Annotated in this window: 20 protein-coding genes, 1 pseudogene and 1 riboswitch; of the genes and pseudogenes, 16 read left to right on the plus strand and 5 right to left on the minus strand. The window is 73.6% G+C overall.

What is annotated here, in order from left to right; translation table 11 throughout:
* Positions 1-38: 38 nt before the first annotated feature.
* Positions 39-635 carry a DNA-3-methyladenine glycosylase I gene (locus ACIP6W_RS13400; protein WP_251154658.1) on the plus strand — a complete coding sequence of 199 codons (597 nt, stop codon included), beginning with the start codon at positions 39-41 and terminating at the stop codon, positions 633-635.
* 10 nt (positions 636-645) lie between these two features.
* Here ACIP6W_RS13400 and ACIP6W_RS13405 read toward each other — a convergent pair whose 3' ends face one another.
* On the minus strand, positions 646-1,116 hold the full coding sequence (locus tag ACIP6W_RS13405) for an N-acetyltransferase (RefSeq protein ID WP_066655347.1): 471 nt from the start codon (positions 1,114-1,116) through the stop codon (positions 646-648).
* Positions 1,113-1,895: a LysR family transcriptional regulator substrate-binding protein gene (locus tag ACIP6W_RS13410; RefSeq protein WP_251154591.1), complete on the minus strand. Its 783-nt coding sequence runs from the start codon at positions 1,893-1,895 to the stop codon at positions 1,113-1,115. Before ACIP6W_RS13410 ends, ACIP6W_RS13405 begins: the two co-directional genes overlap by 4 nt.
* Positions 1,896-1,928: 33 nt before the next feature.
* Between ACIP6W_RS13410 and ACIP6W_RS13415 the strand changes: the two genes are divergently transcribed.
* Genes ACIP6W_RS13415 through ACIP6W_RS13425 form a run of 3 tightly spaced genes read left to right on the plus strand, consistent with a single transcriptional unit; the run spans position 1,929 to position 3,423 of the window.
* On the plus strand, positions 1,929-2,318 hold the full coding sequence (locus ACIP6W_RS13415) for a DUF5997 family protein (RefSeq protein WP_066655342.1): 390 nt from the start codon (positions 1,929-1,931) through the stop codon (positions 2,316-2,318).
* Between the two features lie 30 nt (positions 2,319-2,348).
* Positions 2,349-2,864 (plus strand): hypothetical protein, encoded by a 516-nt coding sequence (locus ACIP6W_RS13420; protein ID WP_400338914.1) that lies wholly within the window; start codon positions 2,349-2,351, stop codon positions 2,862-2,864.
* A 31-nt stretch (positions 2,865-2,895) separates the two neighbouring features.
* On the plus strand, positions 2,896-3,423 hold the full coding sequence (locus ACIP6W_RS13425) for an Lrp/AsnC family transcriptional regulator (protein ID WP_400430013.1): 528 nt from the start codon (positions 2,896-2,898) through the stop codon (positions 3,421-3,423).
* Between the two features lie 79 nt (positions 3,424-3,502).
* Here ACIP6W_RS13425 and ACIP6W_RS13430 read toward each other — a convergent pair whose 3' ends face one another.
* Positions 3,503-3,934, minus strand: a complete 432-nt coding sequence (locus tag ACIP6W_RS13430; protein WP_126892230.1) for a GNAT family N-acetyltransferase — start codon at positions 3,932-3,934, stop codon at positions 3,503-3,505.
* 111 nt (positions 3,935-4,045) lie between these two features.
* Here ACIP6W_RS13430 and ACIP6W_RS13435 point away from each other — a divergent pair, with 111 nt between their 5' ends.
* The 7 genes and pseudogenes from ACIP6W_RS13435 to ribH all read left to right on the plus strand — a co-directional run bounded on the left by ACIP6W_RS13435 (position 4,046) and on the right by ribH (position 13,453).
* Positions 4,046-5,479: a hypothetical protein gene (locus ACIP6W_RS13435; RefSeq protein ID WP_400430015.1), complete on the plus strand. Its 1,434-nt coding sequence runs from the start codon at positions 4,046-4,048 to the stop codon at positions 5,477-5,479.
* A gap of 92 nt (positions 5,480-5,571) precedes the next feature.
* Positions 5,572-7,290, plus strand: coding sequence for a hypothetical protein (locus ACIP6W_RS13440; protein ID WP_400430017.1), 1,719 nt, complete (start codon positions 5,572-5,574; stop codon positions 7,288-7,290).
* A 171-nt stretch (positions 7,291-7,461) separates the two neighbouring features.
* The gene (locus ACIP6W_RS13445) at positions 7,462-8,790 is read left to right on the plus strand and encodes an esterase family protein (protein ID WP_235426350.1); all 1,329 of its coding nucleotides are present in this window, start codon (positions 7,462-7,464) and stop codon (positions 8,788-8,790) included.
* The gene (locus ACIP6W_RS13450) at positions 8,787-11,231 is read left to right on the plus strand and encodes a bifunctional lysylphosphatidylglycerol flippase/synthetase MprF (protein ID WP_400430019.1); all 2,445 of its coding nucleotides are present in this window, start codon (positions 8,787-8,789) and stop codon (positions 11,229-11,231) included. Before ACIP6W_RS13445 ends, ACIP6W_RS13450 begins: the two co-directional genes overlap by 4 nt.
* Before the next feature lie 182 nt (positions 11,232-11,413).
* Positions 11,414-11,547: riboswitch (FMN riboswitch) on the plus strand.
* Positions 11,548-11,643: 96 nt separating this feature from the next.
* Positions 11,644-12,285, plus strand: a complete 642-nt coding sequence (locus ACIP6W_RS13455; protein ID WP_066655327.1) for a riboflavin synthase — start codon at positions 11,644-11,646, stop codon at positions 12,283-12,285.
* Positions 12,286-12,329: 44 nt separating this feature from the next.
* Positions 12,330-12,953: pseudogene (gene ribB / locus ACIP6W_RS13460) on the plus strand (3,4-dihydroxy-2-butanone-4-phosphate synthase); the annotation flags it as partial.
* A gap of 20 nt (positions 12,954-12,973) precedes the next feature.
* Positions 12,974-13,453 carry a 6,7-dimethyl-8-ribityllumazine synthase gene (gene ribH, locus ACIP6W_RS13465; RefSeq protein ID WP_066655326.1) on the plus strand — a complete coding sequence of 160 codons (480 nt, stop codon included), beginning with the start codon at positions 12,974-12,976 and terminating at the stop codon, positions 13,451-13,453.
* 281 nt (positions 13,454-13,734) lie between these two features.
* On the opposite strand, the gene ACIP6W_RS13470 is transcribed toward ribH, so the two are convergent.
* Both ACIP6W_RS13470 and ACIP6W_RS13475 read right to left on the minus strand, forming a co-directional pair.
* The gene (locus ACIP6W_RS13470) at positions 13,735-13,905 is read right to left on the minus strand and encodes a hypothetical protein (RefSeq protein WP_400430021.1); all 171 of its coding nucleotides are present in this window, start codon (positions 13,903-13,905) and stop codon (positions 13,735-13,737) included.
* Between the two features lie 91 nt (positions 13,906-13,996).
* On the minus strand, positions 13,997-14,551 hold the full coding sequence (locus tag ACIP6W_RS13475) for a TetR/AcrR family transcriptional regulator (protein WP_066655324.1): 555 nt from the start codon (positions 14,549-14,551) through the stop codon (positions 13,997-13,999).
* Between the two features lie 136 nt (positions 14,552-14,687).
* Here ACIP6W_RS13475 and ACIP6W_RS13480 point away from each other — a divergent pair, with 136 nt between their 5' ends.
* The 5 genes from ACIP6W_RS13480 (at position 14,688) to ACIP6W_RS13500 (ending at position 20,800) form a co-directional block, all read left to right on the plus strand.
* Positions 14,688-16,751 (plus strand): aldo/keto reductase, encoded by a 2,064-nt coding sequence (locus ACIP6W_RS13480; protein WP_400430023.1) that lies wholly within the window; start codon positions 14,688-14,690, stop codon positions 16,749-16,751.
* A complete protein-coding gene (locus tag ACIP6W_RS13485) occupies positions 16,730-17,752 on the plus strand; it encodes a LacI family DNA-binding transcriptional regulator (RefSeq protein WP_251159594.1) in 1,023 nt (340 codons plus the stop codon). The genes ACIP6W_RS13480 and ACIP6W_RS13485 overlap by 22 nt, the downstream gene beginning before the upstream one ends.
* A gap of 224 nt (positions 17,753-17,976) precedes the next feature.
* The gene (locus ACIP6W_RS13490; RefSeq protein ID WP_066658484.1) at positions 17,977-19,500 is read left to right on the plus strand and encodes an MFS transporter; all 1,524 of its coding nucleotides are present in this window, start codon (positions 17,977-17,979) and stop codon (positions 19,498-19,500) included.
* Between the two features lie 131 nt (positions 19,501-19,631).
* The gene (locus ACIP6W_RS13495) at positions 19,632-20,141 is read left to right on the plus strand and encodes a flavin reductase family protein (RefSeq protein ID WP_066655321.1); all 510 of its coding nucleotides are present in this window, start codon (positions 19,632-19,634) and stop codon (positions 20,139-20,141) included.
* 44 nt (positions 20,142-20,185) lie between these two features.
* The gene (locus ACIP6W_RS13500; protein ID WP_251154599.1) at positions 20,186-20,800 is read left to right on the plus strand and encodes a superoxide dismutase; all 615 of its coding nucleotides are present in this window, start codon (positions 20,186-20,188) and stop codon (positions 20,798-20,800) included.
* Positions 20,801-20,973: the final 173 nt, after the last annotated feature.

Below are 20,973 nucleotides of genomic sequence, written 5' to 3' on the forward strand. Positions count from 1 at the left end.
CGGTCGGCCAGGATGGACGCGTGAGCGACGACCCGACGATGATCCCCGACGGCCTGGTGACCGGAGAGGACGGCCTCGCGCGCCCGGTCTGGGCCGCGACCGACCCGATGCTCCGCGAGTACTACGACACCGAGTGGGGCATGCCGGTCCGCGACGAGCGCGGGGTGTTCGAGCGGTTGTCGCTCGAGGCGTTCCAGTCCGGGCTGTCCTGGCGCACGATCCTGTCCAAGCGCCCCGCGTTCCGCGCGGCCTTCGCGGACTTCGACCCGGACGTGGTCGCGGTCTTCGGGGACGACGACGTCGAGCGCCTGATTGCGGACGCCGGCATCGTCCGGAACCGGGCGAAGATCCGCGCGACGATCACGAACGCGAACGCGACGATCGCCCTGCGCGCCGACGGTGGGCTCGCCGACCTCGTGTGGTCCTTCCGGCCGGACGCGACACCGGCGCCGCGGACGATCGCCGAGGTCCCGACGACGAGCGAGGCGTCCGTGGCGCTGTCGACGGCCCTGCGGAAGCGCGGGTTCGCGTTCGTCGGGCCCACGACGATGCACGCCCTGATGGAGGCACTCGGCATCGTCGACACGCACCTGGTCGGCAGTCACCGACGCGGCACGTCCGGCGTCTGGGCCTGACAGGCCGCGATCAGTCGAGCGGGAGCTGCATCTGCGTCGCGGTGACGCGGTAGCCGAGCGCGGCGTACAGGTCCTGCGCGCCCGTGTTGTACCCGAACACGTTGAGCCCGATGCTCGTGGCGCCGTGCTCACGGGCGACCCGCTGCCCGGCCTCCAGCGCCCGTCGGGCGTGACCGCGGCGACGGAACGGCTCGTCGACCTCGACGTCGAACACCCACCACTCGGTGCTGCCCGACGAGAACGGTCCGATCCAGAGGTACCCCACGACGGCGTCCGCGTCGTCGACCAGGTCCCAGACGAAGTGGTCGGGCAGGGGTGCCCCGTCCGGGAACCACTGGTCGAGCGAACGCTGCTTGTTCGCCTCGGCCTGCTCGCGGGTCTCACCGGCCCGCATGCGCGATCCGACGTACTCCGCCATCGTGCGGTCCAGCCAGGCCGGGAGGCGCGTGGCCGGCATCGGGACGAGCCGCGTGTCCGTCACCGGTTGCCCTTGGACCCGCGTTTCGGCTTGCCGTTGCCGAGTCGCTGGGTGCCCGGTCGTCCGGTCCCGCGCGGCTTGCGCGCGCCCTTGCCGCCCGCCTTGCCGCCGGCGGCCTGCTTCGCGGTGGCCTTGCCACCACCGGCGCGGGCGGTGCTGCCGCGACCGGCTCCGGAGCCGTCCCGCGTGCCGCGCGAGCCGGCGTCGTCGGCGTTCGTCGTGCCTCCCGGTCGGTCGGCGGCGTTCCGCGAGCTGTTGGCGGTGCGACCGCGCACGACACCGATGAACTCCTCGGTGGTGTCGGAGGCGTCCGCGTCGCGCCAGACGAGGGCGATCCGGGTGCCCGCTGCGCCGTCGAGGGGCTTCGCCACCAGGTCCTTGCGGCTGGACGCGCGGAAGAGGGACTGGGGGAGCACGACGACTCCGACGTTCGCCTCGACCAGGTCGAGGGCGGCGGACACGTCCTCCGGCACGGGCCCGGCGTCGACGACGTGCACGTCGGCCAGGTCGGCCTCGGTCACCACGTCGGAGGAGGCGAGGGACGCGTCCTTCGGCATCGCGACGACGGCCGTCTCGGTCCAGAGCGGGATGGCGTTGAGGTGGGCGCCGACGGGCATCCGGGCGAAGGCCATGTCGGCCTCGCCGGTGAGCGCGTCGTCGACCTCGGTCGGTCCGATCGGCAGCAGGCCGAGCTCGGCGTCCGGGAAGCGTTCCCGCCAGACCCGGACCCACTTCGCGGGGGAGACCCCCGGGACGAAGGCGATGGTGAGGGCCGCGGTCATGCAACCGAGTGTAGGGGCCGTACCCTGGTACGCATGGCGCAGGAACAGACGATGAAGCCCGAGACGGCTGCGAAGAAGCTCGGCATCCTGCTGGCGGCAGCCCCGGAGTCGTTCCGCGCGGAGCCGGTCACCCGGACCGCCTTCGACGAGCTCCGCACGCAGCCGCCGGCGTGGCTCGAGGAACTCCGTCGCGAAGGGCCGCACCCGCGTCCGGTCGTCGCGCAGAAGCTCGGCGTGTCGATCTCCGGCCTGGTGCGTGCCGGGGTCGAGGAGCCCCTGACCACCGCCGAGGTCAAGGCCCTCCTGCAGGAGATGCCCGAGTGGCTCGTGCGTGAGCGTGCGACGCAGGCCGAGGTGCACGCCGAGAACGCCCGCGTGAAGCAGGAGCGTGCCGACAAGGCCGCTGCGCGCGCCCAGGACTGACCGACCGGACCGACCCGGACGCCGCTCGCCGTGACCGCCGTGCACGAGACCGTCGCCGACGCGATGCTCGTCGTGCCGCAGTTCGCATCGGTCTGCTGCATCGTGGGGGACCGCTACCGGCCCCGACCGGGTGTGATCGTCCCCGCCGCGGTGATGCTCGTGGCGATGGTGCTCCCCGTCGTGCAGGCGGGCGCCTCGTGGACGCTGCTGGCCGCGGCGACGCTGCTGCTCCTCGCGCCGCTGCCCGTGCTGCGGCGCCGTCGGCCGGACGGGCGTCGGGCGGAGCCGATGGACGTGCACCGGGCACTGTCGTCGGTCGTGATGGCCGGCATGCTCCTGATGGGGCACGCGACCGGGCTGTCCGACGGGCACGCCGGACACGGGATCGCGCTCTCCGCGGTCCTCGGAGCCGGTGTGGTCGGCTACTGCGCGTTCAGCGGGTGGCTGCTCCGGTACGAGTGGGCGCGCGAGGACCGTCGAGCCGTCCGCAGCGGTGAGGTCTTCGCGATGACGGTCGCCGTGGTCGGGATGACGCTGGCGATGTAGCGCGGGGGTCGACCAGCGGTAACGTCGGGGCGTGTCCGACCGAACCGTCCGCCGCCCCGATCCCGCACCGCGCCTCGACGAGGTCGACGAGCGCATCCTCTGGACCCTCGCCGGCGACGCCCGGATGCCGAACAACCGGCTGGCCGCCGCGGTCGGGGTCGCGCCGTCCACGTGCCTGACGCGGGTGCGCGCGCTCGAGGACGCCGGGGTGATCCGCGGCTACCGGGCCGACGTCGACGTCGCGAAGCTCGGGTTCGCGATCGAGGCGATGGTGTCCGTCCGGGTGCACGCCGCGGCCCGGCACGAACTGCGCGACTTCGCGAAGCGCCTGCTCCGGGTGCCCGTCGTGCAGGACGTGGCGTTCCTCGCCGGCGACAAGGACTTCCTCGTGCACATCGCCTGCACGTCGACGGAGCAGCTGCGGGACTTCGTCGCCGACGAGCTGAGCGGGGACCCCGCCGTCGCGACGACGCAGACGAACATCGTGTTCGAGCGGCTCGTCGCGGACCGCGCGCACCAGGGACGGTCGTTCGACGAGCTCCGCCGCTGGTGCGCCTGACCCGGGCGACGAGCTGCGGCGCCGGCGAGCCTGACCCGGGCCGACGTCGCACCGACCCGGGACGCGGACGACAGGGCGCTCAGCGGGTGCGCGTCATCGGGACGTGCGGGATGGCGTCCTCGAGGAAGTCGTCGCCGGACCGCACGAAGCCGAACCGGCCGTACCACTGCTCGAGGTGCGCCTGCGCGTTGATCGCGATCGACGACGAGCGGGACTCGGCGATCGCCGCCTCCATGAGCTGCGCCCCGAGCCCCTGCGACCGCGCGTGCCGGGCGGTGGCGACGCGGCCGATGCGCTCGGTGCCGTCGTCCTCGCGGAGCAGCCGGAGCGTGGCGTCCACCGAGCCCTGCCCTGCCCAGAACTGCACCGTGCCCGGCTCGAGGTCGCGGCCGTCGATGTCCGGGTAGGCGCACTCCTGCTCGACGACGAACACGTCCTGTCGGAGCCGCAGGATCTCGTGCAGCGTCACGATGTCGAGGTTGCGCGTCGGGGCGGAGAAGATCGAGACCACGTGCGGCCTTTCCTGAGAATTTCTTCCGTGACCGGTTCCGGTCCGGGATCGATCGGCGTACAGTGCCGGTCAACCACTCTACGTGCGCAGCCGAGATCAGGAGGTGAGCGCATGGACCAGCCGTTGCGCGACCCCTGGCGCGCGCTGCTCCGGACCGCCCTCGTGGGCGTCGGGGTCGCCGCTGCGCTCGTGCTGCTCTCGCTGCTCCTCGGTGCCCGTCCGGCCGCAGCAGCCGAGGGGGCTCCGCAGCAGCGCGGGCTGGTCAGCGGGCTGGTCCAGGACGTCGGCGACACCGTGCAGGGAGCGACGCAGGCCGTCGACAGTGCGGTCGCCCCCGTGCGGCAGGCCGTCGCACCGCCCGCCGCTGCCCCGGTGCCAGCGGCTCCGGCTCCCGCAGCTCCCGCCCCCGCTGCTCCGGCTCCCGTCGCTCCGGCTCCTGCCGCCGCGGCTCCCGCCCCGGCGCGTCCCGCCCCGCCGGCACCCCCGGTCGCGCAGCACACCGCACCGACGGCCCCGGCGACGGCGATCGCGCAGCACACCAGCACGCAGACGCCGACCGCGCAGCAGACGCCGGCGGCCCAGCAGGCCCCGACCACGCCGCAGGCGTCGCCGACTCCGCCGACCGGCACCGCCGCGATCCCGGCCACGCCGACGACCGCCGGTGGTGAGGACGTGGCGAGCAGTGCCTCCCGGCCGCTCACCGACACCCTCACCGGCGCCCTCCGCCCCGTCACCGAGACGGTGCAGACGGTCACGGGAGCACGGCCCGTCACGGGCGTCGTCGACACGGTCGACAGCGTGGTCGGCGCCCTCCCGGTGACCCGCGACCTGCTCGGTGACGACACCGTCGGCACCGTCACCGCGCCGGTCACCGGAGCGGTCGACGACGTGGTCGACCGTGTCGGGACGACCGTCGGATCGCTGCCCGGCACGGTCGAGCAGGTCCTCCCGCCCGTCGAGGACGCGCTCCCGGTCCTGCCGCTCCCGGTGACGCCGGTCCTGCCGCTCCCCGTCACGCCGGCCCCGCTGCCGCCCCTCCTGCCGGGAGGCACGGCGCCCGTCCCCGGGACCGCGCCGACCCCGGTGGGCGGCACGGACGAGCAGCCGGTGCGCGTCCGGCACGACGCGCCCACCCCAGCCTCCGCCGTCGCCGTGGACGGCGCCAGCGGCCCACCGACGGTGGCCGGTGTCCCGACACCACCGGGTGACGTCGCACGCGACGGCGCTCCGGCCACCGAGCACGTGGCGGTCGCCACCGTCGTCGGTGCTGCCGCCCCGGCCGCTCCGGTGCCGGCCGCGGCGACCGTCGGCGGGGCGGCGCTGCTCGTCCCGGCGGACGGCGACGGCCACGAAGGCCTCCCGTCCGGCCCGGGCGTCTCCGGTGCCGCGGGCGGTGCCACCTCCGGCTCCGCGGGCGCCGCGCCCGTCGGGCTCGACGGCACCTCCGGTGTCCGGTTCTCCCTCGCCGTGGGGTCACGCGGCAGCCTCGCCGACGACGTGGTCCCCGCGTCCGTCGTCGGCGACCACGACGTCGCTCCTGACTGAGATCGGTGCGCCTGTCCAGCACGGCAGGCATGCACCACCCGACCGCGATCGCGGTCGGGTGACAGATCTCGATCAGTGAGGAACGAACGACCATGAACAAGTACGTCTCGAGAGGGCTCTGGTTCACCCTCTTCGTCGGCGGCCTGACGCTCGGGGGGACCGCGGTGGCGAACGCCGCCACGACCTCCGGTGACGACGGCCTCCTGTCCGGCACCCAGGTGGCACCGTCGATCAGTGCCCCGGTGTCCGTCTCCGGGAACGCCCTCGGGGTGCTCGGCGACGCCGTGTCCACGACCGGCTCGGCTCCGGCTCCCGCTCCGGCTGCTCCGGCTCCGGCTCCTGCCCCTGCCCCGGCCACCTCGGGTGACGACGGCATCGCGTCCGGTACCCAGGTCGCGCCCGTCGTGACGGCACCGGTGCAGGCGACCGGCAACGCGGTCGCCGTGGCGGGCGACGCCGTGGCGACCGCTCCGGCGCCCGCTTCGGCTCCCGTGCCCGCCCCGGCTCCTGCTCCTGCTCCGACGACGACCGGCTCGGACGCTGTCGCGTCGGGGACGCAGGTCGTCGGTGACGTCACCGCTCCGGTGTCGGTCACCGGCAACGCCGTCGGTGTCGCGGGTGACGCGGAAGCCGCTCCGGCGTCCGCTCCGGCCGCGGCGACGAGCAGCCCGGCGGTCCCGGAACCGGCAGCCGAGCCGGTGACGTCCGGTTCGGACGGCATCGCGTCCGGGACGCAGGTCGCCCCGGTCGTGTCCGTCCCCGTGACCGTCGGCGGCAACGGCATCGGGGTGCTCGGTGACGGCTCCGCGACGGGGACGGCGCCGACCGCTGCCCCGGGTTCGGGTTCGGGTTCGACCCCGGTCGCGGGTGGCACGACGTCCGGTGACGACGCTGTGCTCGGCGGCACGCAGGTGTCACCGATCGTCGATCTGCCGATCACGATCGGCGGGAACGGCATCGGCGTCGTCGGTGACGGCACCAGCACCGGCACCGGCACGACCGGCACCGGTTCGGGTTCGGGTTCGACCCCGGTCGCGGGTGGCACGACGTCGGGTGACGACGGCGTGGGCTCCGGGACGCAGGTCGCCCCGGTGGTCGCGATCCCGGTGACCGTCGGTGGGAACGGCATCGGCGTCGTCGGTGACGGCACCAGCACCGGCACCGGCACGACCGGCACCGGCTCGGGTTCGGGTTCGACCCCGGTCGCGGGTGGCACGACCTCCGGTGACGGCGGTCTGCTCGGCGGGACGCAGGTGATCCCCGTGATCAGCGTGCCGATCACCGTCGGCGGGAACGGCATCGGCATCGTCGGTGACGGCACCAGCACCACGACCCCGGGCACGAACCCGGGGACGGACCCGGGCACCGATCCCGGTACGGACCCGGGCACCGATCCCGGTACGGACCCGGGGACGGACCCCGGTACCGACCCCGGTACGGTCCCGGGCACTGACCCCGGTACGGACCCGGGTACGGACCCCGGTACGGACCCGGGTACGGACCCCGGTACGGACCCGGGCGTGACGCCCGGTGACACCACGGGCGGGACGACCCCCGGCACCTCGGTGCCGGAGGCGACCACCGTCCCGGTCGCGAGCACGGAGGTCACCGCGGCCGGCGCGGTCACGGCGACCAGCGCCTCCCGGTCGACCGTGGCGTCCTCGACGGGGACGACCGCCGCTGCTGCGCCGGCGGCGCAGCCGGAGCTCGCGTACACCGGAGCCGGCTCGCAGACGGTCCCGGCGGGCATCGCGTTCCTGCTCCTGCTCCTCGGAGCCGGCGTGCTCGTGCTCCGCAGGCGCACCGCCTGACACCAGGGAGTCGGAGGGGCGTCGTCCGCGGCGCCCCTCCGACCCGTGTCCGCGAACCGGATGCCGCTGTGGAGCGCCTGGAGCATCCCTGGGAGCGATCAGTGCCCAACCTGTGCGCAGTGGAAGCGCTTCCGAGGCTGTGCGGCAGCGGTGCGGGGCCACGATGAACCCGTGCTCCACGAACTCCTCCGCGTCCCGATCACCGGCAGCCGCCTGCTCGTCCCGGTGTACGTCCTCGCAGCCCTCCTCGCCGGGTGGGTCCTGGTCGGTCCGGTGCACGAGCGGCACCGGCTGCGCCGTGCCGCGGTCCGGGTCGGGGGAGCGGCGGTCGGAGCGGCGATCGGCCTCGTCGCCGTGTGGTGGACCGGCGACGTGCAGGACGACTTCGGCGTGCAGTTCACCCCGGTCACCCGGATGTGGGTGGCGTTCGCGTTCGCGGGCGTGGCGCTCCTGCTCGTCGTGGCGGTGCAGGGCGGGTGGCTCGCACGGGTCCTCGCCGTCGCCGCGGCCGGTGCGCTCCTGCTGTCGGCGGGCCTCGGCGTCAACGTGGACTTCGGGTTCTACAAGAACATCGAGCAGGCCGTCGCGACCAACCCCTACCGGAGCCGGGACCTGCCGCCGCTGTCGGACCCGGGGTCGCACCTCGAGGTCGACGCGGCGGACTGGCACGCGCCGGCGGGCATGCCGTCGAAGGGCGAGACCATCAGCGTGACGATCCCGGGGACGGTGTCGCACTTCCGGGCGCGCAAGGCGGTGGTCTGGCTCCCGCCGGCCGCACAGGTGGCCCACCCGCCGCGGCTGCCCGTCCTCGTCGCGCTCTCCGGGCAGCCCGGGCAACCGGCCGACATGTTCCAGACCGGCGACCTCGGCAGCTTCCTCGACCGCTACGCCGCCGCACACCACGGCCTCGCCCCGATCGTCGTGTCGCCGGACCAGCTCGCGGCGCCGAACCGGAACCCGATGTGCGTGGACTCCCGGCGCCTCGGCAGGAGCGCCACCTACGTGATGACCGACACGGTGCACTGGATCGAGCGGCACCTGCCGGTCGCCAGCGGAGCAGGAGCCTGGGGCATCCTCGGGTTCTCGCAGGGCGCGACGTGCACGATGCAGTTCTCCACCGAGCACCCCGACGTCTTCGGTGCGGCCCTGGCGATCTCGAGCGAGCTCGCCCCGGTGACCGGCGACGCGCAGCGGAGCACCGCGCTGGCGTTCGGTGGTTCGGCTGCCGCCTACCGTGCCGCGGCGCCCGTCGCGATCATGGCGGCGCACGGGCCGTACCACGACCACCTCACCGTCTTCGGCTACGGTCAGGACGACGCCCCCTACCGGGCGTCGACCGAGACCCTGCACGCCGCAGCGGTCCGTGCGGGCATGCAGACGCAGGTCATCGTGTCGCCGGGTTCGGCGCACGACTGGAACACCGTGCGGTACGTGCTGGCCCACGGACTGCCGGTCGTCCTGGCACACCTCGGTCTCCCGCAGGAGGACGGTGCGCTGTGAGCAGGACCACGTCAGGAGCGGCCGCCCTCGGGTCGCGGATCGTCAGGTCGACCCGGCGGCACCCGGTCACGGCGGTCGTCGTCGTCCTCGTGCTCCTCACCTCGATCGCGGGCCTCGTCGTCCGCGTCGTCGGGCACACCGGCTCCCTGGACACCGTGCACTTCGGACCCTTCCGGGTCTTCGCCGTCACCACCGGGGCGCTGGCGCTCGCCCTCACCCTCGTTGGTGTGGTGGCGCTCGTCGGGGCGTCGGAGCGACTGATGGGCAGCAGGCGGACGGCCCTCGCGTTCGTCCTGACCACCGTCGTCGGCACGGGGCTCGGCGCCCTCACGGCCCTCGTCGACCAGGACGGCCGCGCGGCCGGCGCGCTGCTGCTCGGACGCGCGACGAGCTTCGACCCGTGGACGGCCATCGTCGGGACGATCGTCACCGCGAGCGCGTTCGCCGGTCCGCTGTGGCGCCGACGGATCCGGGTCAACGTCGTCGCCGTCGTCGCCGCGCTGCTGCTGTACGCCGGACACGCCTCGGACCTCTACGCATCGCTCGCGGCGGCGGCCGGGTGGCTGCTCGGCGACCTGCTCCGCCGAGGCCCCGCCCGGATCGGCTGGACCAGGAGCTCGCACCGCGAGACCCGGGTCCTGCTCGGCACCGTGGTCCTCGTGTCGGCCGTGGGTCCGGTCATCGCGCTCCTCTCCCGTGCCCGCGTCGGGCTCCTGGCCCCGCTCGCGGCCGTCGTCGGCACCGGGCCGGTCACCCCCGTCCACGGCTGCCACGCGGACAGCGCGTCGGGCGAGTGCCTGCGGGGGCTGCTGGCGTACCGGGCCACCGACCCGTGGACGCTCGTGCTCGCGGTCGCACCACTCCTCGTGCTCCTCGTCGCCGGCCTCGGGCTGTTCCGGGGGAGTCGCTTCGCGGTCTGGCTCGCCGTGGTCGTCGACGTCGTGCTCGCCGTCGCTGCCGCCGTGACCTACGGGCTCCTGCCCGCCGGGGCGGCGGAGCTGCACGGGGCCGAGAACCGCTTCGTGGTCACCGTCTCGGTGACCGCCTCCGTCGTCGTGCCGCTCGCCACCGCGCTCGTGCTCGTGCTGCTCCGCCGTTCGTTCACGGTGCTGCCCGCACGGCGACGCGTCGTGACCTTCGCCGTGGTCGTCCTCGTCGCACTCGGCGTGGTGACGACCGTCGTGCTCGTCACCGCGGCGTCCACGCGCGAGACGGTCGCGGACCCGCTGCGGCTCGTCGTCGCGGCGCTCGGCCCGCTGTCGCCCGTGGTGTTCTGGGACCGGCTGGCGTCCCTCGACCCGGCGCTGCGCTTCGTGCTCGGCGCCGCTGGCCCGGTGCTCTGGCTGGTCGTGGCCGGTGCCGCCGTCCGTCCCACGGGCGCCGTCGAGCCGGACGCCGACGTCGACGGACTCCGCGAGAGCCGACTCCGCGCCCGCACGCTGCTCGAGGCCGCCGGCGGCGACACCTTCGGGTGGATGACCACCTGGCAGGGCAACGCGTACTGGTTCAGCGAGGACGGCCGCGCCGGTGTCGCGTTCCGCCGCAACGGGCGGGTCGCGGTGACGGTCGGCGGTCCCTTCGGGTGGCCGGACGCCCGCGACGCGGCGATGGTCGCGTTCGCGCGGTGGTGTGACGACAACGGCTGGACCGCCGTCTTCTACGGCATCGGGACCGAGGCCGCCGGGACCCTCACCGCGCAGGGGTGGGAGACGCTGCCGGTCGCGGAGGACGCCGACCTCGACCCCCGCACGTGGACCACGAGCGGCAAGAAGAAGCAGGACGTCCGCACCGCCGTGAACAAGGCGGACCGCGAGGGCATCACCGCCCTGTGGTCCTCCTGGCAGGACCTGCCCCCGGCGACGGTCCGGCAGATCGAGGCGATCTCCGAGGAGTGGGTCTCGGAGCGCGAGCTGCCCGAGATGGGCTTCACGCTCGGTGGCGTCGACGAGATGCGGGACCCGGCGGTGCGCACGCTCGTCGCGCTCGACCCCGAGGGCACCGTCCTCGCCGTCACGAGCTGGCTGCCGAGCCACCGGGCCGGCAGGGTCGTGGGGTGGACGCTCGACGTGATGCGGCGCACGGGCGCGGCCCCGAACGGGGTGATGGAGTTCCTCGTCGCGAGTGCGGCGCAGCGGATGCGCGAGGACGGCGTCGAGCGGCTCAGCCTGTCCGCCGCACCGCTTGCGCAGTCCGCGGAGGGTGCCCCCACGGGCGAGGGTGTGCAGGACCTGCTCGACCTGGTGGGCGGCGTGCTCGAACCGGTCTACGGGTTCCGCTCGCTGCTGCGCTTCAAGGCGAAGTTCGGGCCGGAGTTGCACCCGCTGGTGCTCGCCTACCCGGACCCGGTGGCGCTCCCGGCGATCGGTGTCGCCGTCGTGCGGGCCTACCTGCCGGACCTGTCCCTGCGGCAGGCGGTGGCGCTGGTCCGCGGGCGGAGCTGAGACCGGTCCGGCCGTGTCGGACCGACGCCGGCGTCCCGCACGCACCACGGGACGGACGGGAGGCCCGTGGCGGCGCCGCCCCGCGCCTCCCGTCCGTCCCGTGCCCGGCAGGCATCTCCGCGTCACACGGGGCAACGGCCCCGGACGGGCGCCCGGTGTGTGGGGTATCATTTCAGTCACGCAAGCGCTCCGGGGTCGGTGCAATTCCGAACCGGTGGTGACAGTCCACGAGCTGACGCAGGGTGCGAACCCCGCCGATGTTGACCCGGCGGAACTCCGGGACCGACGGTGAGAGTCCGGACGGGAGGAAGCGCAGGCGGACAGGACGTGCCCTCGTACCCGGGGTGCCACGACCCGTCCGTCCATGCCGACGATCGTCGAGCACCCCCGGAGTCCCGTTGAGAGGACACCAGTGTTCACCGGCATCATCGAGGAACTCGGCACCGTCACCGCCGTCGAGCAGCACGGCGACTCCGTCGCGCTCACCGTCCGCGGCCCGAAGGTCGTCGCCGACGCGCGGCACGGCGACTCCATCGCCACGAGCGGCGTCTGCCTGACCGTGGTCGAGCAGACGGACGAGACCTTCACCGCCTTCGTCATGAAGCAGACGCTCGACATGAGCGCGCACGGCGCGCTCGACGTGGGTGATCGACTCAACCTGGAGCGAGCGGCCTCGGTCGGCGACCGACTGGGCGGCCACATCGTCCAGGGGCACGTCGACGGCACCGCCACGGTGCTCGAGACCGCCGACGGTGACGGCTGGCGGCGCGTCCGGTTCTCGCTCGCCCCCGACCTCAGCCCGCTCGTCGTCGACAAGGGGTCGGTCGCGATCGACGGCGTCTCGCTCACGGTCAGCGCCGTCTCCGCCGAGGACGTCCCGCCGACCGATGCCTGGTTCGAGGTCAGCCTCATCCCGGAGACACTCGAGGCCACGACGCTCGGTACCCGGGTGCCCGGCGACCGGGTCAACATCGAGACCGACGTCCTCGCGCGACACGTCCGCCGCATGCTCCGGCTCGACGCCGCCACGGCTCCCGTCCCGGAGGCACGGTGAGCGCCCTCGACGCCCCGCACGCCGAGCAGGCGGTCGGGCCGCACCTGTCGAGCATCGCCGACGCGGTCGCGGCGATCGCCGCCGGGCGTCCGGTGATCGTGGCCGACGACGAGCACCGTGAGAACGAGGGCGACGTGATCCTCGCCGCCGAGACGGCCTCGCCGGAGTGGATCGCGTGGACGGTCGCGCACTCGTCGGGCTTCATCTGCGCCCCGGTCAGCGCCGAGATCGCCGATGCGCTCGACCTGCCCCCGATGGTCGCGCACAACGAGGACGTCCGCGGCACCGCGTACACGGTGACGGTCGACGCTGCGGTCGGTGTGACGACCGGCATCAGCGCGCACGACCGGGCACGGACGCTGCGGGTGCTCGCCGACCCGACCTCGGTCCGGGACGACCTGCACCGCCCGGGACACGTCGTCCCACTGCGGGCCCGACCCGGCGGCGTCCGTGAACGCGCCGGGCACACCGAAGCCGCGATCGAACTGGTCACCGCAGCCGGGCTCCGGCCCGCGGCGGCGATCTGCGAGATCGTCGGCGAGGACGGCGAGATGATGCGTCTGCCGGGCCTCGTCGAACTCGGGGCGCGCGAGGGCGTGCCCGTCATCACCATCGCCGCACTCGTCGAGTGGCTCGAGGCGGCAGACCGGGCGGCGGCGGAGTCCGCACCCCAGGAGGGAACGACACGATGAGCGGAGCAGGAGCGGCGGAGCGCGACCACGTCGACGGGACGGGCGTCCGGGTGGCGATCGTGACCGGGCAGTGGCACGAGACGATCGCCGGGGGCCTCCTCGCCGGAGCCCAGCGGGAGGTGCAGCGCCTCGGCGCGACCGCACAGGTCGTCCCGGTGCCGGGGAGCTTCGAGCTGCCGGTCGTCGCGAAGGCGGCGCTCGAGAGCGGGTTCGACGCGGTCGTCGCCCTCGGGGTGATCATCCGCGGGGGCACCCCGCACTTCGAGTACGTGTCGAGTGCGGCGACGGACGGTCTGACGAGCGTCGCGCTGCAGACCGGCAAGCCCGTCGGCTTCGGCGTGCTGACGCTGGACGACGAGCAGCAGGGCATCGACCGCGCCGGTCTGCCCGGGTCGAAGGAGGACAAGGGCGCCGAGGCCGCGCACGCGGCGATCGCCACGGCCCTCTCGTTGCGGAGCCTGCGCCAGATGGCCTGACCCGCGACGAGGAGCGGCCGAGCGGGCACGAGCCCTGCGGGGCGTCAGGGTCACCTCCTCGCGCCCACCGCGCAACGGGAAGCACCTCGCGCCACGCAGTTGCGTGGCGCGAGGTGCTTCCCGTTGTGCTGGAGCAGTTGCAACCACGACGTGCTCGTGCCCGTCCGACCGCCCGTCCGACCGTCGTCCCGACCGCCCGTCCGTCCGCCACGGCGCCCGCACGGACGACGACGGCCCCGCACCCTCCGGAGAGGTGCGGGGCCGTCGCGGTACGGCTGTGGTTACTTCTTGCCGAAGACGTGGATCGGCAGGAAGAACGAGAGGCTCATGAGGACGAGGCCGCCCATGAAGACGAACGCCTGGCCCGACTGCACCTGGAACGCGAACCCGAACAGGTACACCGACACCAGCAGCAGCAGGATCGAGAAGAAAGCGGCGATGACGCGGCCCACGGTGGTACCTCCGGTTCGAGCGGGTGGATCGGGACCAGTCTATCCCCAGGAAGGAGCGGACCGGTTCACGGACGTCCGGGAGACGCCGACGTCAGGCTGCCGGCCGGGTCGCGATGAGCCGGTCGACGACCGCGAGCAGGGCGTCCATGTCGACGGTGCCGCGGTTCGGGCGGACGTCGGTCGCGATCGCGGCGCCGAGGGACGCCTGGTGGTAGAGCCCGTCGCCGAGCAACTTGACCGCCTGCGCCGTGGGGACGTCCCCGAGTGCGTCGACCAGGGTCTCCAGCCACGCGTTCTCGGTCTCGTCGAGGGTGCGCCCGGCCTCCTCGTACCCGGCCTGCTGCAGCCGGCTGGCCGCGAGCAGGGCGAGGTCGAGCTCGCTGCCCACGAAGAGGCAGTTGCGCACGAAGTACCGCGCAGCGCCGTCCTCGGCGTCGCGCATGCGGTCGACGTCGATGGCGGACAGGTCGGACAGGCGCTCGCACAGCCCCTCGACCAGCGCTGCCTTCGACCCGAAGTGGTAGAGCAGCCCGCCCTTCGAGACACCGGCCCGCGCGGCGACGGCGTCGAGGGTCGCCGGACGCTCGCCCTCCTCGCACACGATGGCGACGAAGCTGTCCAGGACACGGTCTCGGGCACTTGCCATGCGGACGAGTCTAGGGAACCGTCCGGACCGTGACGACCGCCGGGTTCCGTGAACGTTCACGAACGGGTTGTCCCGCAGCATCTGCGCGGCTAGCGTCGCCGTGACCGTGAAGGTTCACGACACGAACAGGATCCGCATGTCAGCGCAGACCGCGACCCCCTCCAGCACGCCCGCCGACGGCCCCGGGACGGACGGCTCGGCGACCCCGGCCCCGACCAGAGCGGGCTGGGCCGTCCTCGGTCCGGGTGGCATCGCCCGCCGCTTCCTCTCCCAGCTGCCTGCGAGCACCGGTACCCTCGTGGCCGCCGGCAGCTCCTCGACCGACCGGGCGCAGGCGTTCGCGGACGAGGCGGCCGACCACGGCTTCACCGACGTCCGAGCGGGGGAGTACGACGCCGTGCTCGCCGACACCGCCGTGGACGCGGTGTACGTCTCGACCGTGCACACCGGCCACGCCGACCTGGTGCTCCGCGCCCTCGACGCCGGCAAGGCCGTGCTCTGCGAGAAGCCCCTCGCCCCGAACCACGGCACGGCGATGGCCCTGGCCGACGCCGCCCGCCAGGCCGGACTGCCGCTGGTCGAGGCGTACATGTACCGCTTCCACCCGCAGACCGCCGCACTGCTCGACCTCGTGCGCGAGGGCGTCGTGGGTGACGTCGTGCACGTCGACGCGTCCTTCGCGTTCCGCAGCGAGGAGCGCACCGGTCGGCTGTTCGACGTCGCCACGGCCGGCGGCGGGATCCTCGACGTCGGCGGGTACCCGGTGACCATGGCCGCCGCGGTCGTGCAGGCCGCCACGGGCGTCGCTGTCGCCGAGCCCGTCGAGCTGACCGCCACCGGCACCCTCGGGCCGACCGGCGTCGACGAGTGGACGGTCGCGCACCTGACCTACCGCGACGGCACCACCGCCAGCGTCCGCACCGGCGTCCGCGTGCAGGACGAGAACGCCGTCACGGTGCACGGCTCGCGCGGCCGCATCGTGCTGACCGACCCGTGGACGCTCTCCGCCGACCCGACGATCACCGTCCACACGGTCGACGAGGAGCCCCGCACGCTCTCCTTCGCCGGTGCGCAGCCCTACGCGCTCGAGGCCGACGCGACCACGGCGGCGCTGGCGTCGAACGCGGTCGAGGCGGCGCAGATGACCCTGGACGAGAGCCTCGCCACCGCCCGCACGCTCGACCGCTGGCGCGCCGCGATCGGCCTGCGCTACCCGTTCGAGGCCGAGACCGCCGACGTCCCGACGGTGAGCGGCCGTCCGCTGCGCGTCCGCGACGACGCCCCGATGCGCTACGGCGAGGTCCCCGGCGTCGGCAAGCGCATGTCCCGCCTGGTGATGGGTGTCGACAACCAGCCCGACCTCGCCCACGCGAGCGCGATCTTCGACATGTTCGTCGAGCAGGGCGGCAACGTCTTCGACACCGGCTACGTCTACGGCGGCGGGGTGCTCGAGGGACGACTCGGCCAGTGGATCCAGAACCGCGGCATCCGCGACGACGTCGTGGTCATCACGAAGGGTGCGCACACGCCGTACTGCGACCCGGAGTCGTTGACCCGGCAGCTGCTGGAGAGCCTGGAGCGTCAGGGCACCGACCACGCGGACATCTACATGATGCACCGCGACAACCCGGACGTGCCGGTGGGGGAGTTCGTCGACGTCCTCGACGAGCACCGTCGCGCCGGCCGGATCCGCGTCTTCGGCGGATCGAACTGGACGCCGGCGCGCTTCGACGAGGCGAACGCCTACGCGGCGGCGAACGGGAAGCACGGCTTCGAGGTCCTCAGCAACCACTTCGGCCTGGCCGAGGCGTACGACGTGCCGTGGGACGGCTGCGAGCACGCCACGGACCCGGCGTCGAAGCGCTGGCTCGAGGAGCGCCAGGTGCCGCTGCTGCCGTGGTCGTCGCAGGCCCGCGGGTTCTTCACCGGCCGCGCCGCCCCGGACGACACGAGCGACGCCGAACTGGTGCGCTGCTACTACTCGGACGACAACTTCGAGCGGCTGCGTCGCGCCCGTGAGCTCGGCGAGCAGTACGGCGTGCCGGCGACGGCGATCGCCCTGGCGTACGTGCTGCACCAGCCGTTCCCGACGTTCCCGCTGTTCGGGCCGCGCACGATCGCCGAGGCCCGCTCCTCGATGACGGGGCTGTCGGTCGAGCTCAGCGCGGAGCAGGTCGCGTGGCTGGACCTGCGCGGCTGAGCCGCACCGTCGGCCGGACCCCGGCGCGCGCCACGATCCACGACGTCGCGGCCGCGGCCGGGGTCTCGCGCCAGACGGTCACCCGCGCGGTGAACGGCCTGTACGGCATCAGCCCGGCGACGAAGGAGCGTGTGCTCGCGGCGGCGGCGGCGCTCGACTACCGCCCGTCGCGATTCGGCCGTGGGCTCGTCACGGGTGGCGACCGCCAGCTCGGTCTCGTCGTCGACGACCTCCGGAACCCGTACTCGCCGGAGCTCGCGGCGGCGGTGCTCCGGCTCGCTGCGGGTCGTGGGTGGGACGTCATGCTGGCCGACGCGGGGCTCGCAGGCGACTCGGACCGCGCGGTCCAGGCGCTCGGGGTCCAGACGGACGTGGTGCTCGGCTACCTCGGTGCCCGGGCGCCCGAGCTCATCGAGCGTCTGGGCACCGTCCCCGTGGTGGAGCTCGACCCTGCCGGCGAGGTCCTCCGCGGTGCCGTCCGCATCGACCCCGCCGAGGCGGTCGAGGACCTCGCCGACCACCTCGTGCACACGGGGGTCCGGCACCCGGTGATCGTCGATGCGTCGGACACCGGCCGTCCGAGCGGTCGTGGCCGGCTCATGCTCGACGCCCTCCGGCGCCGTGGGTACCTGCCCGAGATCGCGATCGCCGACGCCCCGACCTCGGAGCTGGGCGCGGCGATGACGACCAGGGCGCTCGAGCGCTTCCGTCGCGTCGACGCGGTGCTGGCCTTCAACGACCTCATGGCGCTCGGGGTCCTGGGTGCCTGCCGCCGGGCCGGGGTGGACGTGCCGGGCGACGTGCGGGTGGTCGGGGTCGACGGCCTGGCGATCGGCACGCTCGTCGCGCCGACCCTCACGACGCTCGCGGTCGACCTCGACGCGGTCGCGCGCGAGGCCCTCGACCTCGCCATCGGCATGCTGGCCGGTGACCTGCCGCGCTCCGGCGCGGCGGTGCAGCGCACGGTCCGCCACCGGCTGCTGGTGCGCGAGTCCGCCTGAGCGCGCACGGTCGCCGACGGGAGCGGAGGGCGGACGGGAGGCTCGTGGCGGTCCGGCCACGGGCCTCCCGTCCGCCCGTTGGTTGCACTTGCAACCACAACCGTCCAGACGGTACACTCATGGAGTCCTGACGGGGCGCGTGACCACTTCCGCGTCCCGTCTCGTCTGCCCCACCGAAAGTGTCCGCCGTCGACCTGGTCCGGCTCGTTCCCCAGGGAGTCACCGTGTCCACTCTGCTCACCAGCCCCGTCGCCACCGCCGTCACCGGCAGCCGCGCCCGACGGTTCGCGGCGCTCGCCGTCCTGATGCTGCCGGTGCTGCTCATCTCCGTCGACAACACCGTGCTGAGCTTCGCGCTGCCGACCATCGCGCGCGCCCTCGACCCGAGCGCGACGACCCAGCTCTGGATCGTCGACGCCTACCCCCTCGTGCTCGCCGGCCTGCTCGTCGTGATGGGCAGCATCGGCGACCGCATCGGGCGACGCCGGATCCTCGTGATCGGCGCGACCGGGTTCGCACTGCTGTCCGTCGCGGCGGCCTTCGCGACCGAGGCCTGGATGCTCGTCGCAGCCCGCGCCGTCATGGGGGTCTTCGGTGCGATGCTCATGCCGGCGACGCTCTCCATCATCCGCAACGTCTTCGTCGACGCCGGGGAACGGCGGATGGCGCTCGCCGTCTGGTCGACGATGTTCGCGGCCGGCAACGCACTCGGTCCGCTCGTCGGCGGCGTCCTGCTCGCGCACTTCCACTGGGGTGCGGTGTTCCTCGTCGCGGTGCCGATCCTCGTCGTCATGCTCGTCGCGGTGCCGTTCACCGTGCCGGAGTCGCGCGACCCGCAGCCCGGCCCCGTCGACGTCCCGAGCATGCTCCTGTCGCTCGGCGCCCTCGCCCCGACCGCCTGGGCGATCAAGTCGGTCGTGCACCCCGAGGAGCGCGGGTTCGCGATCGCGCTGCTCGCCGTCGGCGTGCTCTGCGGGATCGCCTTCGTCCGCCGCCAGCTCCGCTCCCGCGCGCCCATGCTCGACCTGCGGTTGTTCCGCAGCACCGCGTTCACGGGCAGCGTGCTCATGAACATGGCCGCGATGTTCTCGCTCACCGGCTTCCTGTTCTTCATCGCGCAGCACCTGCAGCTCGTCGCCGGGCTCGACCCCTTCGCGTCCGGTCTGGTGCTCGTGCCCGGTTCGGTGCTCACCATCGTCGCCGGACTCGTCGTCGTGCCGATCGTCGCGCGGGTGGCCCCCCGCTGGGTCGTGGCCGTCTCCCTGACGTTCTCGGCCGCCGCGTACGCGATGGTGTCGGTCCTCGGACACCACGCGTCGATCGTCGCGCTGGCGTTCGCCTTCGTGCTGCTCGGCATCGGCATCGGGGCGTCCGAGACCGTCACGAACGACCTCATCATCTCGACGGCCCCCGCGGACAAGGCCGGTGCCGCGTCGGCGGTGTCCGAGACCGCGTACGAGATCGGCGCGGTGCTCGGCACGGCGGTGCTCGGGACGATCCTCGCGACCGCGTACCGGTCGCACGTGGTGGTGCCGGACGCCCTCGCCGGCTCGGCCCGGACAGCGGCGCAGGAGACCCTCGGCGGTGCCGTGTCGGCCGCCGCCGACCTCGGAGGCTCGGCCGGTCAGGCGCTGCTCGAGAGCGCTCGTGCGGCGTTCGACTCCGGTGTGACGATCACCGGCGCCGTGGCGGCGGTGCTCATGCTCGTTGCCGCGGCGGCCTCCGTGGTCATGCTCAAGCGCGACTGAGCCGGGTCGTCCGGCGCGCCCGGGATCGGACGAAGTTGGGAATCGTTGACCGGAAACCCGGTCGAGGTCCTACGTTGGGAGGTGGCCGCGCAGCCGCGGCCGATCCCACCCGGAGGAACACCACGACTGCCATGCCCGACGAAGCCCCGGCCACGACCGCCGACGCGTACAAGGCCGCCTTCCGCGGACACCCCGCCGGTGTCGCGGTCATCACCGCCGAGGGGCCGGACGGTCCCACGGGCCTGACCGCCTCCAGCGTCGCGAGCGTCGCGGTCGACCCACCCGTGCTCGTCTTCTCGCTGTCGACCAAGTCCGGCTCGGCCGGCGTCGTGCTCGGCGCAGACGTCTTCGTCGTGCACCTCGTGGACTCGCTCAGCGTGGGCCTCGCCAAGCGGTTCGCCGCGACCGGCAGCCCCGCAGCGGACGACCCGATGTGGGGCACGTTGCCGACCGGGGACCGGTACCTGCCCGCCGCCGCGACGGCGCTGCGGTGCCGACCGCGATCGACGACCGAGATCGGCTCGTCCACCGTCGTCGTCGCCGAGGTGCTCGACATCGTGGTGGGTCAGGCGCACGGTGAGCCGCTCGTCTACCACAACCGGGAGTTCCACTCCCTCTCCGAACGTTCCCGGCTCTCCTGAGCCGCGGAGCCCGCTCCACCAACCCCAGATCGAAAGGACCTCGAATGGCCGAGTACACCCTGCCCGAGCTGCCGTACGACTACGCCGCCCTCGAGCCGCACATCAGCGGCAAGATCATGCAGCTGCACCACGACAAGCACCACCAGGCCTACGTGACCGGTGCGAACACCGCGCTGCAGCAGCTCGGCGAGGCGCGCGAGTCCGGCAACTTCGGTGCGATCAACAAGCTCGAGAAGGACCTCGCGTTCCACCTCGGCGGCCACGTCAACCACTCGATCTTCTGGACCAACCTCGGCCCCGACACGAAGGTCCCGGAGGGCGAGCTCGCCGCCGCCATCGACGAGTTCTTCGGCTCGTTCGAGCAGTTCCAGGCGCAGTTCGCCGCCGTCGCCAACGGCATCCAGGGCTCCGGCTGGTCGGTGCTCGCGTGGGACCAGGTCGGTCAGAAGCTCGTGACCTTCCAGCTCTTCGACCAGCAGGCCAACGTGCCGCTGGGCGTCGTGCCGATCTTCATGCTCGACATGTGGGAGCACGCCTTCTACCTCGACTACCTCAACGTCAAGGCCGACTACGTCAAGGCCGTGTGGAACATCGTCGACTGGGAGAACGTCGCGGCTCGCTTCGCGAACGCCAAGTCGCAGTCGTTCATCACCCTGTGACGCGGCTGCCGGTCACGTGCTGACCGGCTGACGGACGGGAGGCGCGGTGCCGGCTGGCACCGCGCCTCCCGTCCGTCTGTCGGTGCCGATCCGTCCGACGGTGCCGGTCGGTCCGTCGGTGCCGGTCCGTCCGACGGTGCCGGTCCGTCCGACGGTGCCGCTCGATCCGACGG

Origin of the sequence: Curtobacterium sp. NPDC088465, assembly GCF_044753165.1 — a bacterium.
Classification (GTDB): Bacteria; Actinomycetota; Actinomycetes; order Actinomycetales; family Microbacteriaceae; genus Curtobacterium.

Bases quoted from the DNA above. Each gene is read 5' to 3' on its own strand.
- ACIP6W_RS13400 (WP_251154658.1), top strand. From the start codon at position 39: ATGATCCCCGACGGCCTGGTGACCGGAGAGGACGGCCTCGCGCGCCCG.
- ACIP6W_RS13410 (WP_251154591.1), bottom strand. From the start codon at position 1,895: ATGACCGCGGCCCTCACCATCGCCTTCGTCCCGGGGGTCTCCCCCGCG.
- ACIP6W_RS13415 (WP_066655342.1), top strand. From the start codon at position 1,929: ATGGCGCAGGAACAGACGATGAAGCCCGAGACGGCTGCGAAGAAGCTC.
- ACIP6W_RS13435 (WP_400430015.1), top strand. From the start codon at position 4,046: ATGGACCAGCCGTTGCGCGACCCCTGGCGCGCGCTGCTCCGGACCGCC.
- ACIP6W_RS13440 (WP_400430017.1), top strand. From the start codon at position 5,572: ATGAACAAGTACGTCTCGAGAGGGCTCTGGTTCACCCTCTTCGTCGGC.
- ribH (WP_066655326.1), top strand. From the start codon at position 12,974: ATGAGCGGAGCAGGAGCGGCGGAGCGCGACCACGTCGACGGGACGGGC.
- ACIP6W_RS13475 (WP_066655324.1), bottom strand. From the start codon at position 14,551: ATGGCAAGTGCCCGAGACCGTGTCCTGGACAGCTTCGTCGCCATCGTG.
- ACIP6W_RS13480 (WP_400430023.1), top strand. From the start codon at position 14,688: ATGTCAGCGCAGACCGCGACCCCCTCCAGCACGCCCGCCGACGGCCCC.
- ACIP6W_RS13495 (WP_066655321.1), top strand. From the start codon at position 19,632: ATGCCCGACGAAGCCCCGGCCACGACCGCCGACGCGTACAAGGCCGCC.
- ACIP6W_RS13500 (WP_251154599.1), top strand. From the start codon at position 20,186: ATGGCCGAGTACACCCTGCCCGAGCTGCCGTACGACTACGCCGCCCTC.